General features: G+C 55.9%; 14 protein-coding genes and 1 pseudogene. 12 read left to right on the top strand and 3 right to left on the bottom strand.

The window, feature by feature from the left end; translation table 11 throughout:
- The first annotated feature begins 156 nt into the window (after nucleotides 1-156).
- The 7 genes from BMZ36_RS12115 to BMZ36_RS12085 all read left to right on the top strand — a co-directional run bounded on the left by BMZ36_RS12115 (nucleotide 157) and on the right by BMZ36_RS12085 (nucleotide 7,604).
- The gene (locus BMZ36_RS12115) at nucleotides 157-765 is read left to right on the top strand and encodes a TetR/AcrR family transcriptional regulator (protein ID WP_091196911.1); all 609 of its coding nucleotides are present in this window, start codon (nucleotides 157-159) and stop codon (nucleotides 763-765) included.
- Nucleotides 762-1,952 (top strand): efflux RND transporter periplasmic adaptor subunit, encoded by a 1,191-nt coding sequence (locus tag BMZ36_RS12110; RefSeq protein WP_091196907.1) that lies wholly within the window; start codon nucleotides 762-764, stop codon nucleotides 1,950-1,952. The genes BMZ36_RS12115 and BMZ36_RS12110 overlap by 4 nt, the downstream gene beginning before the upstream one ends.
- Nucleotides 1,949-3,142, top strand: coding sequence for an ABC transporter permease (locus tag BMZ36_RS12105; RefSeq protein WP_091196902.1), 1,194 nt, complete (start codon nucleotides 1,949-1,951; stop codon nucleotides 3,140-3,142). The genes BMZ36_RS12110 and BMZ36_RS12105 overlap by 4 nt, the downstream gene beginning before the upstream one ends.
- Nucleotides 3,143-3,850, top strand: a complete 708-nt coding sequence (locus BMZ36_RS12100) for an ABC transporter ATP-binding protein (protein ID WP_091196898.1) — start codon at nucleotides 3,143-3,145, stop codon at nucleotides 3,848-3,850.
- 290 nt (nucleotides 3,851-4,140) lie between these two features.
- Nucleotides 4,141-5,457 carry an acetyltransferase domain-containing protein gene (locus BMZ36_RS12095; protein WP_218142728.1) on the top strand — a complete coding sequence of 439 codons (1,317 nt, stop codon included), beginning with the start codon at nucleotides 4,141-4,143 and terminating at the stop codon, nucleotides 5,455-5,457.
- A gap of 10 nt (nucleotides 5,458-5,467) precedes the next feature.
- Nucleotides 5,468-6,199 (top strand): DUF4198 domain-containing protein, encoded by a 732-nt coding sequence (locus BMZ36_RS12090; protein ID WP_091196891.1) that lies wholly within the window; start codon nucleotides 5,468-5,470, stop codon nucleotides 6,197-6,199.
- A gap of 100 nt (nucleotides 6,200-6,299) precedes the next feature.
- Nucleotides 6,300-7,604 carry an OprD family outer membrane porin gene (locus tag BMZ36_RS12085; RefSeq protein ID WP_218142727.1) on the top strand — a complete coding sequence of 435 codons (1,305 nt, stop codon included), beginning with the start codon at nucleotides 6,300-6,302 and terminating at the stop codon, nucleotides 7,602-7,604.
- Nucleotides 7,605-8,273: 669 nt separating this feature from the next.
- On the opposite strand, the gene BMZ36_RS12080 is transcribed toward BMZ36_RS12085, so the two are convergent.
- On the bottom strand, nucleotides 8,274-9,053 hold the full coding sequence (locus tag BMZ36_RS12080) for an AraC family transcriptional regulator (RefSeq protein ID WP_091196886.1): 780 nt from the start codon (nucleotides 9,051-9,053) through the stop codon (nucleotides 8,274-8,276).
- A 96-nt stretch (nucleotides 9,054-9,149) separates the two neighbouring features.
- Here BMZ36_RS12080 and BMZ36_RS12075 point away from each other — a divergent pair, with 96 nt between their 5' ends.
- The 5 genes and pseudogenes from BMZ36_RS12075 (at nucleotide 9,150) to BMZ36_RS12055 (ending at nucleotide 15,940) form a co-directional block, all read left to right on the top strand.
- Entirely contained in the window at nucleotides 9,150-10,352 is a 1,203-nt protein-coding gene (locus tag BMZ36_RS12075; RefSeq protein WP_091196882.1) for an MFS transporter, read from the top strand.
- A 50-nt stretch (nucleotides 10,353-10,402) separates the two neighbouring features.
- Entirely contained in the window at nucleotides 10,403-11,440 is a 1,038-nt protein-coding gene (locus BMZ36_RS12070) for an amidohydrolase family protein (RefSeq protein WP_218142726.1), read from the top strand.
- 264 nt (nucleotides 11,441-11,704) lie between these two features.
- Complete coding sequence (locus BMZ36_RS12065) at nucleotides 11,705-12,544, top strand: IclR family transcriptional regulator (protein WP_091196874.1); 840 nt, start codon at nucleotides 11,705-11,707, stop codon at nucleotides 12,542-12,544.
- Nucleotides 12,545-12,869: 325 nt separating this feature from the next.
- A pseudogene (locus BMZ36_RS12060) lies at nucleotides 12,870-14,381 on the top strand (methyl-accepting chemotaxis protein); the annotation flags it as partial.
- A 50-nt stretch (nucleotides 14,382-14,431) separates the two neighbouring features.
- Nucleotides 14,432-15,940 (top strand): methyl-accepting chemotaxis protein, encoded by a 1,509-nt coding sequence (locus BMZ36_RS12055; protein WP_091196869.1) that lies wholly within the window; start codon nucleotides 14,432-14,434, stop codon nucleotides 15,938-15,940.
- A 114-nt stretch (nucleotides 15,941-16,054) separates the two neighbouring features.
- On the opposite strand, the gene BMZ36_RS12050 is transcribed toward BMZ36_RS12055, so the two are convergent.
- Together BMZ36_RS12050 and BMZ36_RS12045 are read right to left on the bottom strand one after the other, a co-directional pair.
- A complete protein-coding gene (locus tag BMZ36_RS12050; protein WP_091196866.1) occupies nucleotides 16,055-17,185 on the bottom strand; it encodes a porin in 1,131 nt (376 codons plus the stop codon).
- Nucleotides 17,186-17,421: 236 nt separating this feature from the next.
- Nucleotides 17,422-17,914, bottom strand: a 493-nt coding sequence (locus BMZ36_RS12045) for an acetyl-CoA carboxylase biotin carboxylase subunit family protein (protein WP_444542566.1), incomplete at its 5' end; no start/stop codon positions are given.

The raw sequence follows: 17,914 nt of genomic DNA, 5'->3' as shown, positions 1-17,914 counted from the left end.
GCGGCTCGGAATCCTCATTTATCCGCATAAACTCCGGTTCCTGCGCTGCTCTTCATCCCGCTGACGGCCTCTCGCGACAGATTGTGAACAGGTTCTCCGCCTCTCCGGGATGATTTTGCGCTACACTGGTAAGTAACTTATTACCTACCAAGCACCATGCCGAGCAAACCACCGCGCCAGTCTACCGAAACCCGCCAGGCCGAAATCGTTTCGACGCTGCTCCGGCTGGCGGCCGGGCGCAGTGCAGCTGAAATCACCACCACCGACATCGCCAAGGCGATGCACCTGACGCAAGGGGCGCTGTTCAAGCATTTCCCCAGCAAAGAGGCAATTCGTCTGGCGGTGATGGATTGGATTGAAGAGGCGCTGATGCAGCGCCTGCTTGAGGCCAGGCAGCAGGCCGCCACGCCGGTTGCCGCTTTGCGCGCCATGTTCATGGCGCACGTTGCTTTCGTTATCGAGCATCCCGGCGCGCCCCGCCTGGTGTTCGGCGAGTTGCAGCAGCCTGACGATTCGCCGGTCAAGCAGCGGGTTTGCCAATTGATGCAGCGCTACCGCGCCATGCTCTCTGCAATACTGGAAGAAGCGACGGCTGCCCGCCTCATCCGTCCCGACATCGACCGCCCCGCTGCCGCGGCCTTGTTTCTGGGCGCGATCCAGGGCCTGGTGATTCAATCCATGGTCGCAGGAACGGTGCAGCAGCTCAAGGCGCAGGCCCCGGCGGTTTTCAACCTTTACCTGAACGGATTGGAAGCGACACCATGAAGCTACCTGCTCTCTCTTCGAAGCAACTGGTTCTGATTATTTGCGGTGTCGTGTTGCTGGCCGGATTCGCCATGGTGGTTTCCCGCTCCGGCCCGCTGGCGCCAATACGGGTCACGGTTGTCCGCGCCGAAACCCGAACCCTTGCCACCTCGCTCTTTGGCATCGGCACCATCGAAGCGCGGCGCAGCTATTTCATCGGCCCCACGGCCGCCGGCCGGGTTCGCTCGATTCAGGTCGATGTCGGCGACAGCGTGAAGGCGGGGCAGGTTCTGGCCGAGATCGATCCCGTCGATCTTGATGAACGCCTGCGCTCGCAAGAGGCCGCGTATACCCGCGCACAAAGCGCGGTGGTAGCCGCCGATGCCACGCGCAAGGATGCACAGGCGCGGAAGGAACTTGCCGAGATCAACGCCAAACGTTACCTGGATCTGGGCGAAAAACGCTTCGTCAGCCCCAGCGCAGTGGAAGGCAAGCAGCAGGAGTTCACCTCGGCACAAGCCGCGCTCGAATCCGCCGCGGCCAACCTGCAGGGGTCTCGCCAGGAGCTCACTCGCCTGCGGGCCGATCTGGATGGGCTGCGCCAGCAGCGGAAAAATCTGCGCTTGCTGGCGCCGCGGGACGGCATCGTCACCAGCCGCGATGCCGAGCCGGGCTCCACGGTCATCGCGGGGCAGTCCGTAGTCAAGCTCATCGAGCCGGACAGCCTCTGGGTCAAGGTTCGGCTGGATCAGGGCCGTTCGCGCGGCTTGGCCGTGGGGCTGCCAGCCGAAATTGCCCTGCGCGCCAACCCTTCCAGCAAGCTCCCGGGCAAGGTGCTCCGCGTCGAGCCGGTCAGCGACAGCGTAACCGAAGAGCGCATTGCCTTTATCGCGCTGGACAAGCTGCCCGCCGGCTTGACGGTCGGCGAGCTCGCGGAGGTCACCCTCAACACCGCACCGGGAGAGGCGTTGCCCACCCTTCCGAACGCCGCCATCAAACATACGGCGCAAGGGCCGGGGGTCTGGCTGTTGCAGGACGGCAAGCCCGTTTTCACCAGGGTGAGCCTGGGGGAAAGCAGCCTGGATGGATATACCCAGATTCGCGCCGGCCTCAACGAGGGGGCTCAGGTCATCGTTCATCGCGAGAAGGAGCTGTCCGACGGCGCCCGCATCAAGGTCGTCGAGCGGCTGGCCGGGAGCAAGCCATGATCAGCCTCGCCGGCCGCGACATCCTCCACTCCTGGTCGAAGTTCGTCTTCACCGGGATTGGCCTGGGTTTGCTGATTGGCGTCACGCTGTCGATGGCCGGCATCTACCGGGGCATGGTCGACGATGCCAAGGCGCTGCTGAACAACAGCGGCGCCGACTTGTGGGTGGTGCAGCAGGACACGCTGGGGCCGTATGCCGAATCGTCGAGCATCCGCGACGACGTCTATCGTTCCATGCTCGGTTTGTCGGGCGTGGCACGGGCAGCCAATGTCACCTACCTGACCATGCAGGTGCGCAAGGGCGAATCCGATGTCCGCGCCATGGTCGTGGGCTTCGAGCCGGGGCAGCCCGGTCAACCGGAATACCTCGTCGCCGGGCGCCAGATCACCCGCAATCACTACGAAGCCGTAGCCGATGTCAAAACCGGGTTTCAGATCGGGGACGTGATCCGCATTCGCCGCCACGATTTCACTGTGGTGGGGCTCACGCGCCGCATGGTGTCTTCGGGGGGCGATCCGATGGTCTTCGTGCCGCTCAAGGATGCCCAGGAGGCGCAGTTCCTCAAGGACAACGACGCCATTCTGAACGAGCGGGCGCGGACAGCCGCCAACCCGTCGCTCAACCGGCCCGGCGTGCCGGGGCTGCTGGAAGCCATCCAGGCATCCCAAACCAGCAACCGGAACGTCAACGCTGTGCTGGTTCAGGTAGTACCGGGCACGTCGCCGGAAGCCGTTGCCAACGAGATCAAACGCTGGAAGCACCTGCAGGCCTATACCCGCACGCAGATGGAAGAAATTCTGGTAGCCAAATTGATTGCCACCTCGGCCAAACAAATTGCGATGTTCCTGGTCATTCTTGCCATCGTCAGCGCCGCGATTGTTGCCTTCATCATCTACACCATGACGCTGAGCAAGATTCGGGAAATCGCCGTTTTGAAACTGATCGGCACACGCAACCGAACCATCGCCGGCATGATTCTCCAGCAAGCGCTCGGGCTGGGGCTCATCGGTTTTCTGGTGGGCAAGACCGCGGCCACGTTCTGGGCGCCCATTTTCCCCAAATACGTACTGCTGGAACCCGGCGATGCTATCCGGGGCTTCATCGCCGTGATGCTCATTTGCGCCATTGCCAGCACGCTGGCGATTCGGGCGGCGTTGCGCGTCGACCCGGCAACAGCGATCGGAGGCTGAATGAACGGGCTTGGCATTCATATCGAAGGCGTACGCAAGCGCTACGGCGAGGGGGATACGGCGGTCGACGCCTTGAAAGACGTCAACATGACCGTAGCGCCCGGCGAAGTGGTCGGCCTGATCGGCCCGTCCGGCTCCGGCAAAACCACGCTCCTGAAATGCCTGGGGGCCGTCATCGAACCCAGCGCGGGGCGCATGACGCTGGGCAGTGAAATCATCTATGACGATGGCTGGAAGATTCCGGACCTGCGCGCGCTGCGGCGCGACCGGATCGGTTTTGTTTTCCAGGCGCCGTACCTGATCCCCTTCCTGGATGTCACCGACAACGTAGCCCTGCCGTCGATGCTGGCCGGGCGCTCGAACAAGGATTCCAGAAAGCGGGCCATGGAGCTGCTCGAAGCGCTGGATGTGGCCCATCGCGCCAAGGCGCAGCCCTCGCAGTTGTCGGGCGGAGAACAGCAGCGCGTGGCCATCGCCCGCGCCCTGATCAACCAACCGCCCGTCATTCTTGCCGACGAGCCCACGGCGCCACTGGATAGCGAAAGGGCTTTAAGCGTTATCCGTATCCTCAACCAGATGGCGCAGCAATATCAGACGGCCATCATCGTGGTTACGCATGACGAGAAGATCATCCCGACCTTCGAGCGCATTTACCACATCCGGGACGGGAAGACATTTGAAGAAAACGGTGAAGGGAAAAAACCATAGCCGCATGACACACCATTCCGAACTGGCTAATGCGGCCTCAGAAACGAAAACGGACACTGCAACGGTGTCCGCTTTCATGTGTGATACCCCATCAATCCCTGGTGTTTTCACATATTAAGCGTCGTTTCTGCGAAATCGCAGTTATCGTGCAAGGTGGGCCACTTCGCTGGGGAAGCGATTCCAAACTCACCCCGTCGTCGATCGCACAAAGTCAACAAGGTCAAGCTTTGGCTTTTTCCTGACCAGAGGTCGCCGTTCAGCGAGCAGCTCCCATCCGCTGGTAGCAACTGATGGCGGCCAGAGTCAGCCAAACCGGTTTATCTGTAAAACTAGGTCGCTGGACATTGCTGTATTGCAGCAATACAATGCGAATGTTTCTCATTCGCATTGGTGTAGCAATGTCATCTTCTTTTATAAAAAAAACCGATCAGCCAGCAATCTCGCGAGCGAATCGCGGCACTTCTTCCGAACGCGCGCGCCTGCTGTCAATTGATGCACTTCGTGGTTTGATGGTTCTGTTCATGTTACTGGACCATGTGCGCGAAACCTTCTTTCTGCACCATCAGGTTCCAGATCCCATGATTATCGGATCCACGCCTCCCGATCTCTTTTTCAGCCGTGTACTGGCCCACCTCTGCGCTCCCGTGTTCGTGTTTCTCACTGGGCTCTCGGCCTTTCTTTATGCTTCGGGCAAGGGCGACAACGCCCGTTCTGCGGCAAGCGGATTTTTGTGGCGACGGGGGCTGTTTCTTGTCTTGCTTGAAGTGACCGTAATCAATTTTGCCTGGACCTTCCAATTTCCCCCGGCCAAGGTTTTTCTGCAGGTCATCTGGATTCTGGGCTTGAGCATGCTGGCTCTTTCCGGATTGCTATGGCTGCCGCGCCGCTGGCTGATTGCGCTGGGCGTGGCAGTTGTGGCGGGGCATAACCTGCTGGATGCCGTTCATTTCTCCGGCGGGCCGCTGCAGGTGATATGGGCTGTGTTGCATGAGCGGGCCTGGATCGTCATTTCTGAAACCATGAAGGCACGGACGTCGTATCCGCTCCTGCCCTGGATTGGCTTGATTGCTTTGGGCTATGCAGCAGGCCCTTGGTTTTTAGCGCAGATCCAAGCGGCGTGGCGCCTGCGGAATATCCTGCGGGTTGGCGTTGGCTTGCTTGTCTTTTTCTTTGTGCTGCGCGCATTGAACTTTTACGGAGACAAGCCGTGGATTACCGGGGAAAGCCCCCTGCTGACACTCATGAGCTTTTTCAATGTCACCAAATATCCGCCTTCATTGCTGTTCTGCTCGCTCACGCTGGGCGTGGGTTTTCTGCTGCTGGCAGCTCTGGAGCGTGTCCAGCATGCGCGCTGGCTGACATGGATAGCCGTGTTTGGCTCTGCTCCGATGTTCTTCTACATCGTGCATCTTTATGTGCTCAAGTTTTTGTATCTGGGTGGTGAGGCTATCTGGGGTCTCAATCAGGGCAAGTTTTTTGGTTTCGCCTCGATGGGGGCTGTGTGGGTAACGGCGATTGTTCTTGCCTTGCTGCTTCATCCGTTGGTGCGGGCGTTTGCAAATCTCAAAGCGCGCCGCCGGGATATCACTTGGCTCAAATATCTGTAAGGAGAGCAGGATGCAACAGTTTGTTTTGGGCCTTTTGTTTGCTGCCGCTTTCATGGTGAACGGTGTGGTACATGCACATGGCCTCTGGTTTGCGCAGCGTTCAGGGGAGCTGGCTCTTGTCTACGGGGAGGGCGGTGACGATCTTGATATGGTCAAGCGTCTGTCTCTGGTCAACTCCCTGACTGGGTACGATTCGGCAGGCAAAACCGTTCGCACGGGGGTGAAAGCCGACGGCCGGCTGGCACTGGTAAATGTGCAGGCGCGCCCTGTTGTCGTTGCCGCCGTGCTTGATAACGGCATCTGGACCAAATCTGCAGATGGGCGCTGGCACAAAAAGCGCCGGGATGAGGTTCCTGACGCCATAAGCAGCAGTCACAACTTAAAGTACGCCGTTCATCTGCTAGAGCCATTGGACCAGAAGCCACCGATTTTGCCGGAGCATGCCTTGCAGATCGTTCCGGTTACTAGGGTGCCGGCGAACATGGGGCAATCGTTGCGCGTACAGGTTCTGTATCGCGGCAAGCCTGCCGTAGGCGTCGAGATTATCCCCGATCTGGTCAACGATCCCGACGGAAAGCCTTTTTTTACGGGACAAGATGGCATGAGCACGATACCGGTGCGTAACCAGGGGCTCAATGTGATCGCGGCCAAATTGATTGAGCCTTCCGCGGATACGGCGGCGACCGGGCATGTCGAACATTTGGCCACACTCTCGTTCCGTTTGGCGCACGCCCCGGAATAAGTGCTTTTCACTACCAAATCGAGTTTAAGAGGTTGTTATGTATTGGAATCGCAGGATGACAAGTCAAGGCGTTGCCATGCTATTGGGGTTTTGGAGTTGCATGAACAGTGCGGGAGCAGAGGTCGATACGCCGGTACTTGGGGGCTTTTTGGACGACGCGCGCTGGAGTGTCTTGAATCGGACGGTTTATGAACGGCGAGATTACCAGCATGGAGACAAAAGCAATGGCGGCCGCAACGCCGTTCTTCCGAAGGCTCAGCGCAGTGATTTTGCCGAAGAGTGGGGATATGGACTGATCGGCAATTTTGAATCGGGCTACACCCGAGGACTGGTTGGTTTGGGGCTGGATGCCCAGGCCTATCTGGCACAAAGCCTCATGGCCGATGATTACAGCGTCGGGAAAATCCGCATGCTTCCAGTAGACAGCAATGGCTATGCACAGGACGACATTGCTCGCGCCGGAGTCGCATTCAAAGCGCGGATATCTTCCACGGTTCTCAAGATCGGCGAACAGCGGGTCAAAACCCCGGTTTTCAGCTCATCCGACAGCCGTCTCTTGCCGGAAAGCATGCGCGGCGCCCTGCTGACAAGCAATGAATTCGACAAGCTGACCCTGCAGGCAGGTCACTTTACGGGATCAACCGATCGCAATTCTCGCAGTACGAATAACGCGCTGACGATCAATTATCTGAACCCGAAAACCGCTCGTGGCGATGCCTTCGATCTGGTTGGGGGCATCTGGAAAGATAGCCAATTCTCGGTTTCGGCCTATATAGGACGCCTTAACGATACCTGGTATACCCATTACCTTGGGGGACAGTACACGATTCCCCTGAAAGACAAGCGTGCGCTGGCTTTCGATGTACAGGTCTATCACTCCAAAGATACTGGCCAGGCTCTGGCCGGCGAAATCGACAATACCACGACCAGCGTCATGGCCAGCTATAGTCATGGACCTCACCGCGCGGACATTGGCTGGCAGAAAGTATTTGGCGATACGCCTTTCGACTATGTCTCCCGCGGGGCAATCTGGCTGGCCAATGCAGCGCAACTCTCCGATTTCAACGGCCCCAACGAGCAATCATGGCAAGTGCGTTATGAATTGAATACCCAAACTTTGGGTGCTCCGGGTCTGAATTTGGGGGCAGCATATATTCGAGGCAGCGGCACGGATGGCAGCAAGATATCCTCCAGCAGCGGTTACAGCTGGCTAGGATATGGAACGGGGGGCAAGCACTGGGAGAGGGACATCTGGGCGCGCTATACGGTGCAAAGCGGCCCGGCCAAAGATCTGGCTTTTCTTCTCCGGTATGGGGTTCACCGAAGCAACAAGGCGCAGGCTGAACTCAATACGAACCAGATCCGGCTCTCACTGGAATATCCAATAGGTGGAAAGGGACTTTGATTTTCTGGAGAAATTCCTGCCGGCAAGGCACTTCCTTGCTGGCGCGGAGCTTTTTTCGCAGTCGGAACTGGCAAGCATCAAGCGCGAACGGGAATGCCATTGAAGCGGTTCAACTCCAAGCTGATCAAGCGATTCTGCGCCGGACCAAGGGAAAGACCGTTCAACGACCACACCCTTGCCAAGCAATATTTGCAGCTTGGGGAGAGTAAAATTCGGGCGAACAAGAAAGGCGCGGAGACAAAGGGGGGTCATGCCCAACTAGCTAACGCGGCCATCAGAAACGAAAACGGACACCGTGACGGTGTCCGTTTTCTTGTAACTGGCGTCCCCACGGTGTTCCGCACTGCTGGCTGGTTGCTATCGAACGGCTGCGACCTACGGTCTTGTTGCTTGAGATCAGCTGATTACTTGGCTTACAGATAGCGGCGAGCGAACAAATATTTGGATGGATAACCCCGAGAGGGCACATCCATACGGGGGAAGCAGACACTACTGCAATCCCTGCACCAGATCGTCGATGAGATCTTAGACAGCCTCGATCCCGACAGAGAGCCGTACCATTGAATCGGTCACACCCACGATTTTCAGGCTGCTTCAGGCTAAGAAATTACCGTTTGCCTGGGTCATATGAGGCTGCCTCCGCGCAACTCAGGGTTATTCCCGATTGGTTTAGAAAATAGAACTTTCAAAAAAACTGCTTGGCGGCACGCCAAGCTCACGCTTGAACATCGTGGAAAAAGCCGTAGGACTCTCGTACCCAAGTTCCAGTGCTACATCAATAACTTTCCTGCCGATCGCCAGTTGTTCAAGCGCGGCGATCAAGCGTGCTTGGCGTTGCCAACGGCCAAAAGTCAATCCCGTTTCGCGAACGAATCGCCGCTGCAGAGTGCGCACATCTATCCCAAGTCGGGTCGCCCAGTCGTATGTCGAAGTCGTGTCTCCTGGAACTGTGCGCAATTTCTCACAAACTCCGACCAAGTCAGCCGATTGCGGCATTGGCAAAGCAAGCGGCAACTCCGGCAATGTGCGGATTTCGTCGAGCAGCAAGCGCATGACACGACCGTCTCGCTGGCTTTCAGCATACGGATGGCGAATAGCCACTGCAGCAATAATAAGTTCTCGCAACAAAGGCGAAATAGCCAACACACAGCAGCTTTGCGGCAAGCCCAGCAACGCATCTTCGCGAATAAAAATACTTCGCATATGCACAGCTGTGACCATTCGCACGCTATGCCAAGTGCCGATCGGCAGCCAGACTCCTCGCGTCGGCGGCACGATCCACTGCCCAAGATCGGTCGTTACGACCATCACACCTTCAACTGCATACAAAAGCTGCGCGGTCGGGTGCCGGTGGAACGAACTTATTTGTCCGGCCGGATGATCACGCACCAAGGCAATTACCGCAGAGTCGCCACGATCGAATTCGTGAACGCTATGGATCTCATCCATTTCCGCCTCTTTTGCAAAGCATGCCGCCCCATTATCGCAGGACGGTCACAAATCAGCACGATATAGTTTGTCCATCCGGCTTCAGGATTGACCGACATGAATACAGTTGCCATCCCCCGCGCTAGTCGCCCGCATGTCCGGGTTTTGGGCGCCATCAGTTTTTCGCATTTCATGAACGACATGCTGCAATCGTTGATTGTCGCGATCTATCCGCTACTGAAAAACAATTACCAGTTGAGTTTTGCACAGATCGGGCTGATTACGCTTGCTTACCAGTGCACAGCCTCGTTGTTGCAACCGATGGTCGGGCTCTACATTGACCGCAGACCGCTGCCATATTCGCTGGTTGTCGGCATGGGACTGACATTCTGCGGATTATTGCTGCTGGCTCAAGCCCAGAGCTTTGGCTTGATCCTGATCGCGGCGACATTGGTCGGAGCTGGTTCGTCGATTTTTCACCCGGAATCTTCACGTGTGGCTCGCATGGCTTCAGGCGGCCGGCATGGACTTGCACAATCGGTTTTTCAGGTCGGCGGCAACGCCGGCACGGCCACTGGGCCACTGCTCGCAGCGCTGATCATATTGCCGTTTGGTCAAGGCAGCCTTGGCTGGTTCGCTCCAATGGCGCTTCTTGCCATGTTGATACTGTGGCGTATTGGTGATTGGTATGCCCATGCACACCGTAACGACGTACGTCATATACTTGCCAAGCCGCCTTTTTCTCATTGCAAGGTGATTGGGCTTGTCTGCCTGCTGATGCTGCTCGTCGCCTCCAAGCATCTCTATCTGGCCAGCCTCACGAGTTATTTTACCTTCTATCTGATTCATCATTTCGGTACCAGCATGCAGGTTGCACAGCTGCATTTGTTCGTATTTCTTGCCGCTGTAGCAGCCGGCACGGTACTTGGCGGGCCGATCGGTGATCGCATCGGGCGCAAACGCGTGATCCTGTTTTCGATTCTTGGCGTTGTACCGTTCACGCTCGCTTTGCCATATGCCAACCTGTTCTGGTCCGGGTTGCTTGTTGTGCCAATCGGCTTCATTTTGGCTTCGGCCTTTTCAGCGATTTTGGTCTATGCACAGGAGCTCATGCCGGACAAGGTCGGGATGGTGTCCGGGCTTTTTTTCGGTTTTGCATTTGGTGTGGGTGGACTCGGAGCTGCAAGTCTCGGACGGTTGGCTGACTATGCGGGTATCGAGTTCGTTTACAAAATGTGTGCTTGGCTACCTCTTGCCGGGATTCTTGCCCTGTGGCTACCGGATCTGAAGGGAAATCAAGACGGCAAGAACCAAGCTTAAAGAAACATGTATCAACGATAACGTTGATGCCAGCTAAAGGAGCAAATCATATGTCTGAACGCATAGATGCCTGGACTCATATTTTCCCTCCCGCCTTTTTCGCCCGTCTGCAAACCATGGCCTCAGCAACCGGGCCGCTACGTCGCTGGTTGGAATTGAAATCGCTTTATGATCTTGATCATCGTTTCCGACTGATGGATGGCTTCGAGGGATACAAGCAATTGTTAACACCGTCGATGCCACCAATTGAAGAGCTTGTCGAAGGAGCACAGGCTATTGACCTCACGCGTCTTATGAATGACGGCCTTGCCGAACTAGTGGACAGACATCCCGATCGGTTTCCCGGATTTGCGGCAGCCCTACCCATGCACAATATTGAAGCTGCCGTAGATGAGATCGCGCGTGTCGATGCCATGGGAGCGGCCGGGGTCCAGCTTCCCAGCCATATCCGCGGCATACCGCTGGACCATGCTCGTTTTATTCCCGTTTTTGACGAAATTGCGCGCCGACGACTCGCCATATGGTTGCACCCGGTTCGCGGCCCCGTTCCAGACTATCCGACGGAGGAAAAATCACGCTACGAGATATGGTGGTGCTTTGGGTGGCCGTATGAAAGCAGCGTTGCCATGGCACGATTGGTCTTTTCCGGATTATTCGACCGGCATCCCGATTTGAAGATCATCACGCATCACATGGGCGCCATGATCCCCTACTTTGCTGGTCGCATTGAGCAAGGCTGGGGACTGGAAATGGGATCGCGCACCCCTCCCGCAGATGCAAATCTGCTACCAGGAAAACTCAACAGGTCGGTCGAGGACTATTTCCGCATGTTCTACGCCGATACCGCACTGTCCGGAGCCGAGGGGGCAACTCGTTGCGGTCTTGAATATTTTGGAGAGGGGAAAGTACTTTTCGCAAGCGACTTCCCTTTCGATGCGGAGGGCGGAAGCTACCTTGTACGGGAGACTATTAAAGCGCTGGATAACCTTGGCTTGGCCGATCCGGTTCGCCGCCGGATCGACAGCGAAAACATTCTGGCGATCATTCGCCGCGATACCACTCGTCATGGGCCGGTTGCTCCAGCGTGAGTCACGCTTGACCTTTTCTCTTCCGTTTTCATGGACAAAAAGCGGAAGGGATTGCCCAGATCGATGCCGTGCACTTAGGATTAAGTGGACGGCGTTTTTTTATTGACAGAGCACCCGCCATATTTTGCCAATTTTCGGCGGCGAGTCACTCTACATTGACACCGTCATGTTTTTGTTATACGGTCACCAACAAACGCGAAAATATTTTCGCATTACGAAAAAGGAAGTATTTCGACTATGGTTTTTCCCGGAAAACCTCCACGAATGTCGCCAGTCACACCCCAAGCGACGAAACCGCTGGACCCCAAAGAGGGGAAAAATTCGGTTCAATCTCTAGCCAAGGGATTGCGAGTTCTTGAGGCATTCTCCAGCGGCGCAGAAGAAATGACGTTGAGCGAAATAGCTTCCGCTGCCGGGCTGGATGCCGGCACGACTTTCCGGATGGTCAACACTCTGGTAAATGCCGGTTATGTTGTACGCATTCCGGACAGCACCCGGTTCCGTCTTTCCCTTAAAGTTCTTGACCTCGGCTTCAACGCTATCGCCCACACGGATCTTCGCGCGCTTGTTCGTCCACTCCTGCATTCGCTGGTCGATCAGGTAAACGAGGCAGCCAGCTTTGCAGTCCTTGAAGGCGGAGACGTACTTTATATTGAACGGGTACGTGCAGGCTTTACTCGACTCGGCGCCGACATTCGCATTGGTACTACGATCTATGCGCCGATCACCTCAATTGGACGAACGATCCTCGCCTTCCTGCCAGAAAATCAACTTGAGCGAGCACTTGCTGCTGCACCACGCCACCCAACACCGGCCGTGCAAGCACCAGACCGGGCCACGTTGGATGCCATGTTGGCCGCGATCCGGAAAGACGGCTACCTTGTTGGAGAGTCTTCAATCACCAAAGACCTGCGCCTACTTGCAGTTCCTGTGATTGGCACCGACGGTTGGGCTATCGGCGCCATCAGCGTGGTCGTACCGTCCATTCACTCGACCGATGAGGACTTGAAAGCACGAGCCCTTGCCCCGATGCAGCAGGTGGCTCGTCAGATCGCTCGTGTCCAAGAAGCTATTGGCGGCGCCAACATCGTCTCAACCAACTGAGTTGGAAACCGGGAGCTTTCATGTACCCCTCCCGGTTATTCGTTGGGACATAAAGAGATGTACGAGACATACGCGGGTTTTCATCATGAGGCCTAGCCACTGGCGAATTTTTCAAGTCGGCAAAGCCCCATCAGTTGAATTTTTGTAGTGCTCAGTTTTACAGGTGCCGAGATTGGTCACCTGCAATTTCCACTTGTTGTTGACATACAAAAAACCGGAGACTCTGATGAGACTGAAAACCCGCATCTCGATCATTATCTTGGCCACATTACTCGGCCTGTTGACACTCTCCGGGGTGGCACTGTTTTCTCTGCGCAGCACTTTGCTCAACGAACGCGAAGCCCAAATCCGCACGCTGTTGGAACTAGCCGTGCAAATGACGGCGCAATACCACCAGCAGGAATTATCTGGGAAACTGACCCGAGATGAGGCGCAAAACAAGGCTAAAGAAGCCTTGAACGGCCTGCGACGGGGTGATGATTACATCTTTGCCAGAACTACCGACAATATCCGCTTGGTCCACCCCAACAAGGAAACTGTTGGCAAGCTGGACATGGGGGTAAAACTTCCAAATGGCCGTACTTCGGTACAGGCGATTGCAGATGCCCTTGCCAATGCCAAGTTGGGATTCATCAAATCTTTGATTCCCAAACCCGGCCAAACCGAGCCACAGCCGAAATTGACCGGTGTTGCCCTGTTTGAGCCCTGGAAATGGGTGCTGGGTATTGGCTTTTATGTGGACGACATTGAAAAAGCATTCTGGAAGCAGGCTGGCATTCTGGTTATCGTCAACCTTCTTCTCCTTGCCGTGGTCACGGTCCTCATCGTACGGATGACCCGTCAGATCCTCAGCCAGCTCGGCGGCGAACCGCAATACGCCGCCGAAATCGCCCAAGGCATCGCCAACGGCGATCTCTCGCGCAGCATTGACGCCCACGGCAAGGCCGACAGCCTGCTCGGCTCCATGCGCGTCATGCAGCAAGGGCTGCACGACATCGTCGCCCGCTTCAACCAGGCCTCCACCACGCTCGCCACCTCCTCGGAACAAATGACCCAGGAAATGGAGCAGATTAGCCGCGGTAGCCAGCAGACCTCCGAAGCCACCGCCTCCACGGCTGCTGCAGTGGAACAGATGACCGTCAGCATCAGCCACATCTCCTCCAGCGCCCGGGAAACCGAAAGCAACTCCCGGCATGCCGCCGAACTCGCCACCCACGGCGAACAGCTTGCCAAGGATGCCGCCGAAGAAATCCGCCGCATCTCCAGCGACATCAGCGCCGCCTCCGACCTCATTCGTGGCTTGGTCGACCGCTCGCGCGAAATCGACGGCATGAGTGCCGTCATCAAGGAAATCGCCGACCAGACCAACCTGCTCGCGCTCAACGCCGCCATCGAAGCCGCCCGCGCCGGTGAACAGGGAAGAGGCTTTGCCGTCGTCGCCGACGAAGTACGCAAATTGGCTGAGCGCACCGGCGGCGCCACCCAAGACATCACCCGCACCATCCGCGCCGTCCAGAGCGACACCGACGTCGCAGCCGCCCGCATGGAAGGCGTGCGCGACCAGGTCACGCTCGGCGTCGAACTCGCTGAAAAGGCCGCCCAGGCCCTGCGCGACATCAACGACGGCGCCCGCGCCACCCTGGAAAAGACCCGCGAAGTCGCCAATGCCGCGCAGGAACAAAGCCAGGTCAGCAACAGCATCGCCGGCAACGTCGAACGCATCGCCCAGATGGTCGAAGAATCCGACGCTGCCGTGCAGGCTGCGCACGATCAGGTGCGCCAGCTCGACGAACTGGCGCGCGAGCTTAATCAGGTGGCGGCAAAGTTCAGATTGTAATAGTCATGACTGACTGAATTGAGTGAAGCCACAGGCTGAGGGTAGAAACAATGCGGATCCGAACAAAAATCTGGGGAATGGCCTTAACAGCATTGCTTGGATTGTTTGTGATTGCTTTTGCCGGGCTTTACTCCATGCGGCAAAACATTCTGGACGAACGTCGAGCACAAATCGTGCAGCTTCTGGATTTTGTAGAAGCAATGGCGGACCACTACTACAGCTTGGAAGTCAGTGGAAAACTGACTCGTGAAGAAGCTCAAGCCCGAGCAAAAGAAGCGATTGGCGCGCAGCGACAAGGCGAACATCATTATTATTTTGTTCGCAATTGGGATGACGTCATGCTGGTTCACCCCGTCCCCAGCAGGATCAACAAAGCCGATGACGGCGGGAAAATGCCGGATGGCAGAACCGTGGTTGAGGCATACAAGAGCGCGCTCAAACAAAGCAAAACCGGCAAGGCTGTATATTGGTCAGCATCGCCCCAACCAGACAAGGAAAAAAATAAAAATTATCCAAAATTGAGCGGCATCGTTGAATTCAAGCCTTGGGGCTGGTTGATAGGCACAGGCTTTTTCATGGACGACGTCGAAACTTTATTCTGGAACCGCGCCATAGTTCTGCTTTTTATCGGCGCTGCACTGGTTGTTGTGTTTACAGTTTGGACCTATATCGTGTCTGACCGTATTGCGAAACCCATCGTGGAAGTCGTAGATGTTCTCGGCGATATGGCAAATGGCAATTTCACGCGCGAAATAAATCCTGATCAAGCGAAAAAGACAGATGAGATAGGAAGGCTTGCCTCCGGAATAAACCAGTTCACTCAAAAAATGTCGGCGATGCTTTCCGGCATTGTTTCAACTGCCGGCCAGTTGGCCTGCGGCTCCAGCCAGATAGCCCAGACCGCAGAATCACTCTCGCAAGGTTCAATGCAGCAAGCTGCGAGCGTGGAAGAAGTATCGGCTACTACCAAAGAAATGGCTGACTCCATTCAGCAAAACGCCAACAATGCCAGCCAAACGGAAGCAATTAGTCGCAAAGCAGCAGAAGATGCGAAAGACGGCGGGGAAGCCGTCAGCGAAACAGTCGCAGCAATGCAAGAAATCGCCGACAAGATCAGCGTTGTCGAGGAGATCGCACGTCAGACCAATCTGTTAGCGCTCAATGCGGCAATCGAAGCGGCAAGAGCCGGCGAAGCCGGCAAAGGTTTTGCAGTTGTCGCATCGGAAGTACGCAAACTTGCCGAGCGCAGTCAAAAGGCGGCCGGAGAGATTTCCAGTCTGTCGGTACATTCGGTGTCGGTAGCGGAAACAGCAGGAAATCGCCTGCAACGGATGGTACCGGACATCCAAAAAACCTCGGTCCTTGTACAAAAAATATCTAGCTCAGGCCGCGAACAGGCCTGCGGTGCCGAACAGGTATCTTCCGCAGTTGCACAATTAACAACGGTTATCCAGCAGAACGCTGCTTCCAGTGAAGAACTGGCATCAATGTCGGACCAACTTTCTGCGCAAGCCGCATGGCTCAAAGAATCGGTTGCTCCGTTCAAATTGAAACAGTGACCTCACCCAGAACCGGGAACAAACTCACATTTCCCGGATTCACATCCTCTCTAAATTTAAAAAAAAGGGTGGGAAATCCCACCCTTAAAAGCTCCCTTGAGGAGAGGAACGCAATTAGAAGCTGGTTGTTACGCCGGTAGCGATGGTAGTAACTTTCAAACCAGTGGCAGCAGCCGGATAGGATGTGCCGAGACCGGTAACATAGGTTGTTCCCATGCTGTACGAGGCAAGCTTATCGTTTTTAACGAGCCCGACCGAAGCGTGCATATAAGTCTGCTTGCTCAACGCATACTTGTATTGGCCTGCAACAAAATAGGCGCCGGTATCCGGATTCGTATTACCTGTACTCATGTTTTTGCTCTCGCCTACCTTGCCATAATGCAAGCCCACGCCATGTTTGCCTGTGACATAGTTGGCACCGATGGCCCAAGCATCCTGGCGAATCTCAGCTGCGGCAGCACTGGCCTTGGTCTTCTTGCGATCCCACGATACAGAAACATTGAGGCCGTCAATCGGGGTCAGCGTGGCACCGACGAGGTAGTTTTTCAGGAAAGCTTCGGCAACCGGGGTGACCGTGCTATCAACCAGAGCGCCAGTTTGCTGACCAAACGTGCTGGTATCGTTGTTTTGCTTGTAGGTCGCGCCCACGTTCAGCATGTTGTACTTGTAGTTGGCTGCGACCTGAAAGCCTTGATAATTGGCAGTGGAAGTCTTCGCGCCGAAATCATACAGAGCCTTGACACGCGCGCCGCCGAGGAACACGGGCGAGGTATACTGAGCCACATTACTCAGGCGCGCCTGGCTTTGGTTGGTCACACCCTGCACGCCATTGATGATTTCGTTGTAGTTGATCAAGCCTTGCAAGTAATCGAAACGAGCCTGGAACGGCAGATCGAACATTGCAGAGCCGACCACGACACGGCCGAAGTTGCCTTCGATACCCACAAACGTATCACGCGTATTGAATCCGCGGCTTTGATCACCCGTACCGATATAAACGCGGTTTTCAACTTGCCAGAGCAGTTTCAGGCCATTATCAAGCTTGTCGGTCCCCTTGAAGCCAATGCGGGACAGGCTGTCAACCAAGCGTACCCTCGTCAAATCTGGATAAGTTGTAGAATTTGTTGCGTCGGTAATCTTGGAATACTCAATGGCCGGAGCGGCCACCCCATATACAACGACTTCGGCCATTGCTGCCGGAGCAACAAATGCAGAGGCTACTGCCAGGGCAATTACTTTCTTCATGGGTGCTAACTCCTCATTATCAAGTGGTACAACCTGTAGAGGAAACGGAATAAATAATTATCCGCTCCGCTTGTTTAGTGCAAACCCTGCAATGTATCTTTTGCGGCAATTACGCCAATTTATATACAACTTTTTTGTAAAACTTTATTTATTAGTTTAAAAAACAACAATCATGCATTTACGCATACATTCGTAGACTCGTCGTTTGTATTCCTATTAACCTGACCTGCAACAGGTTATACAGCCATTACAAGCATTTCTTCGCAAACAGCTACCTTGCACTCCTTGCCGTCAACCATCACCACGCTATCGCCAACAGCCACCTTGAAGTCTTTGCTGTTGATGTTGAGAACGTAGTTTTCCGGGGTGCTGGCCTTCTTGGCTGCTGCCGGAGCTGCAGCGGCCGGGGTCTGGGCATCGAAGCTGACCGGGCCGTTGGCGCGGGTTTCGAAGAACTTGAGTGCGATCTGCGGGAACATGGCGTAGGTCAGCACGTCGTCGATGTCGACGGAGTCGGCGCCAAGCTTGCGCTTGAGTTCTTCTTCGATCTGCGGCAGTTCGTTCGGGATCAGGTCGGCCGGACGCTCGGTGACCGGGTGTTCCATGTTGAGGCTCTTGAGGGCCATCTGGACCAGTTCGGGATCCGGGGCAACCGGGGTCTTGCCGTAGTTGCCGACGAGCAGGTTCTTGGATTCTGCGGTCAGGTTCTTGTAGCGGCCCATCAGCACG

Source organism: Formivibrio citricus, assembly GCF_900115065.1.
Classification (GTDB): domain Bacteria; phylum Pseudomonadota; class Gammaproteobacteria; order Burkholderiales; family Chitinibacteraceae; genus Formivibrio; species Formivibrio citricus.
This window is presented reverse-complemented; position numbering and strand designations above follow the sequence as displayed.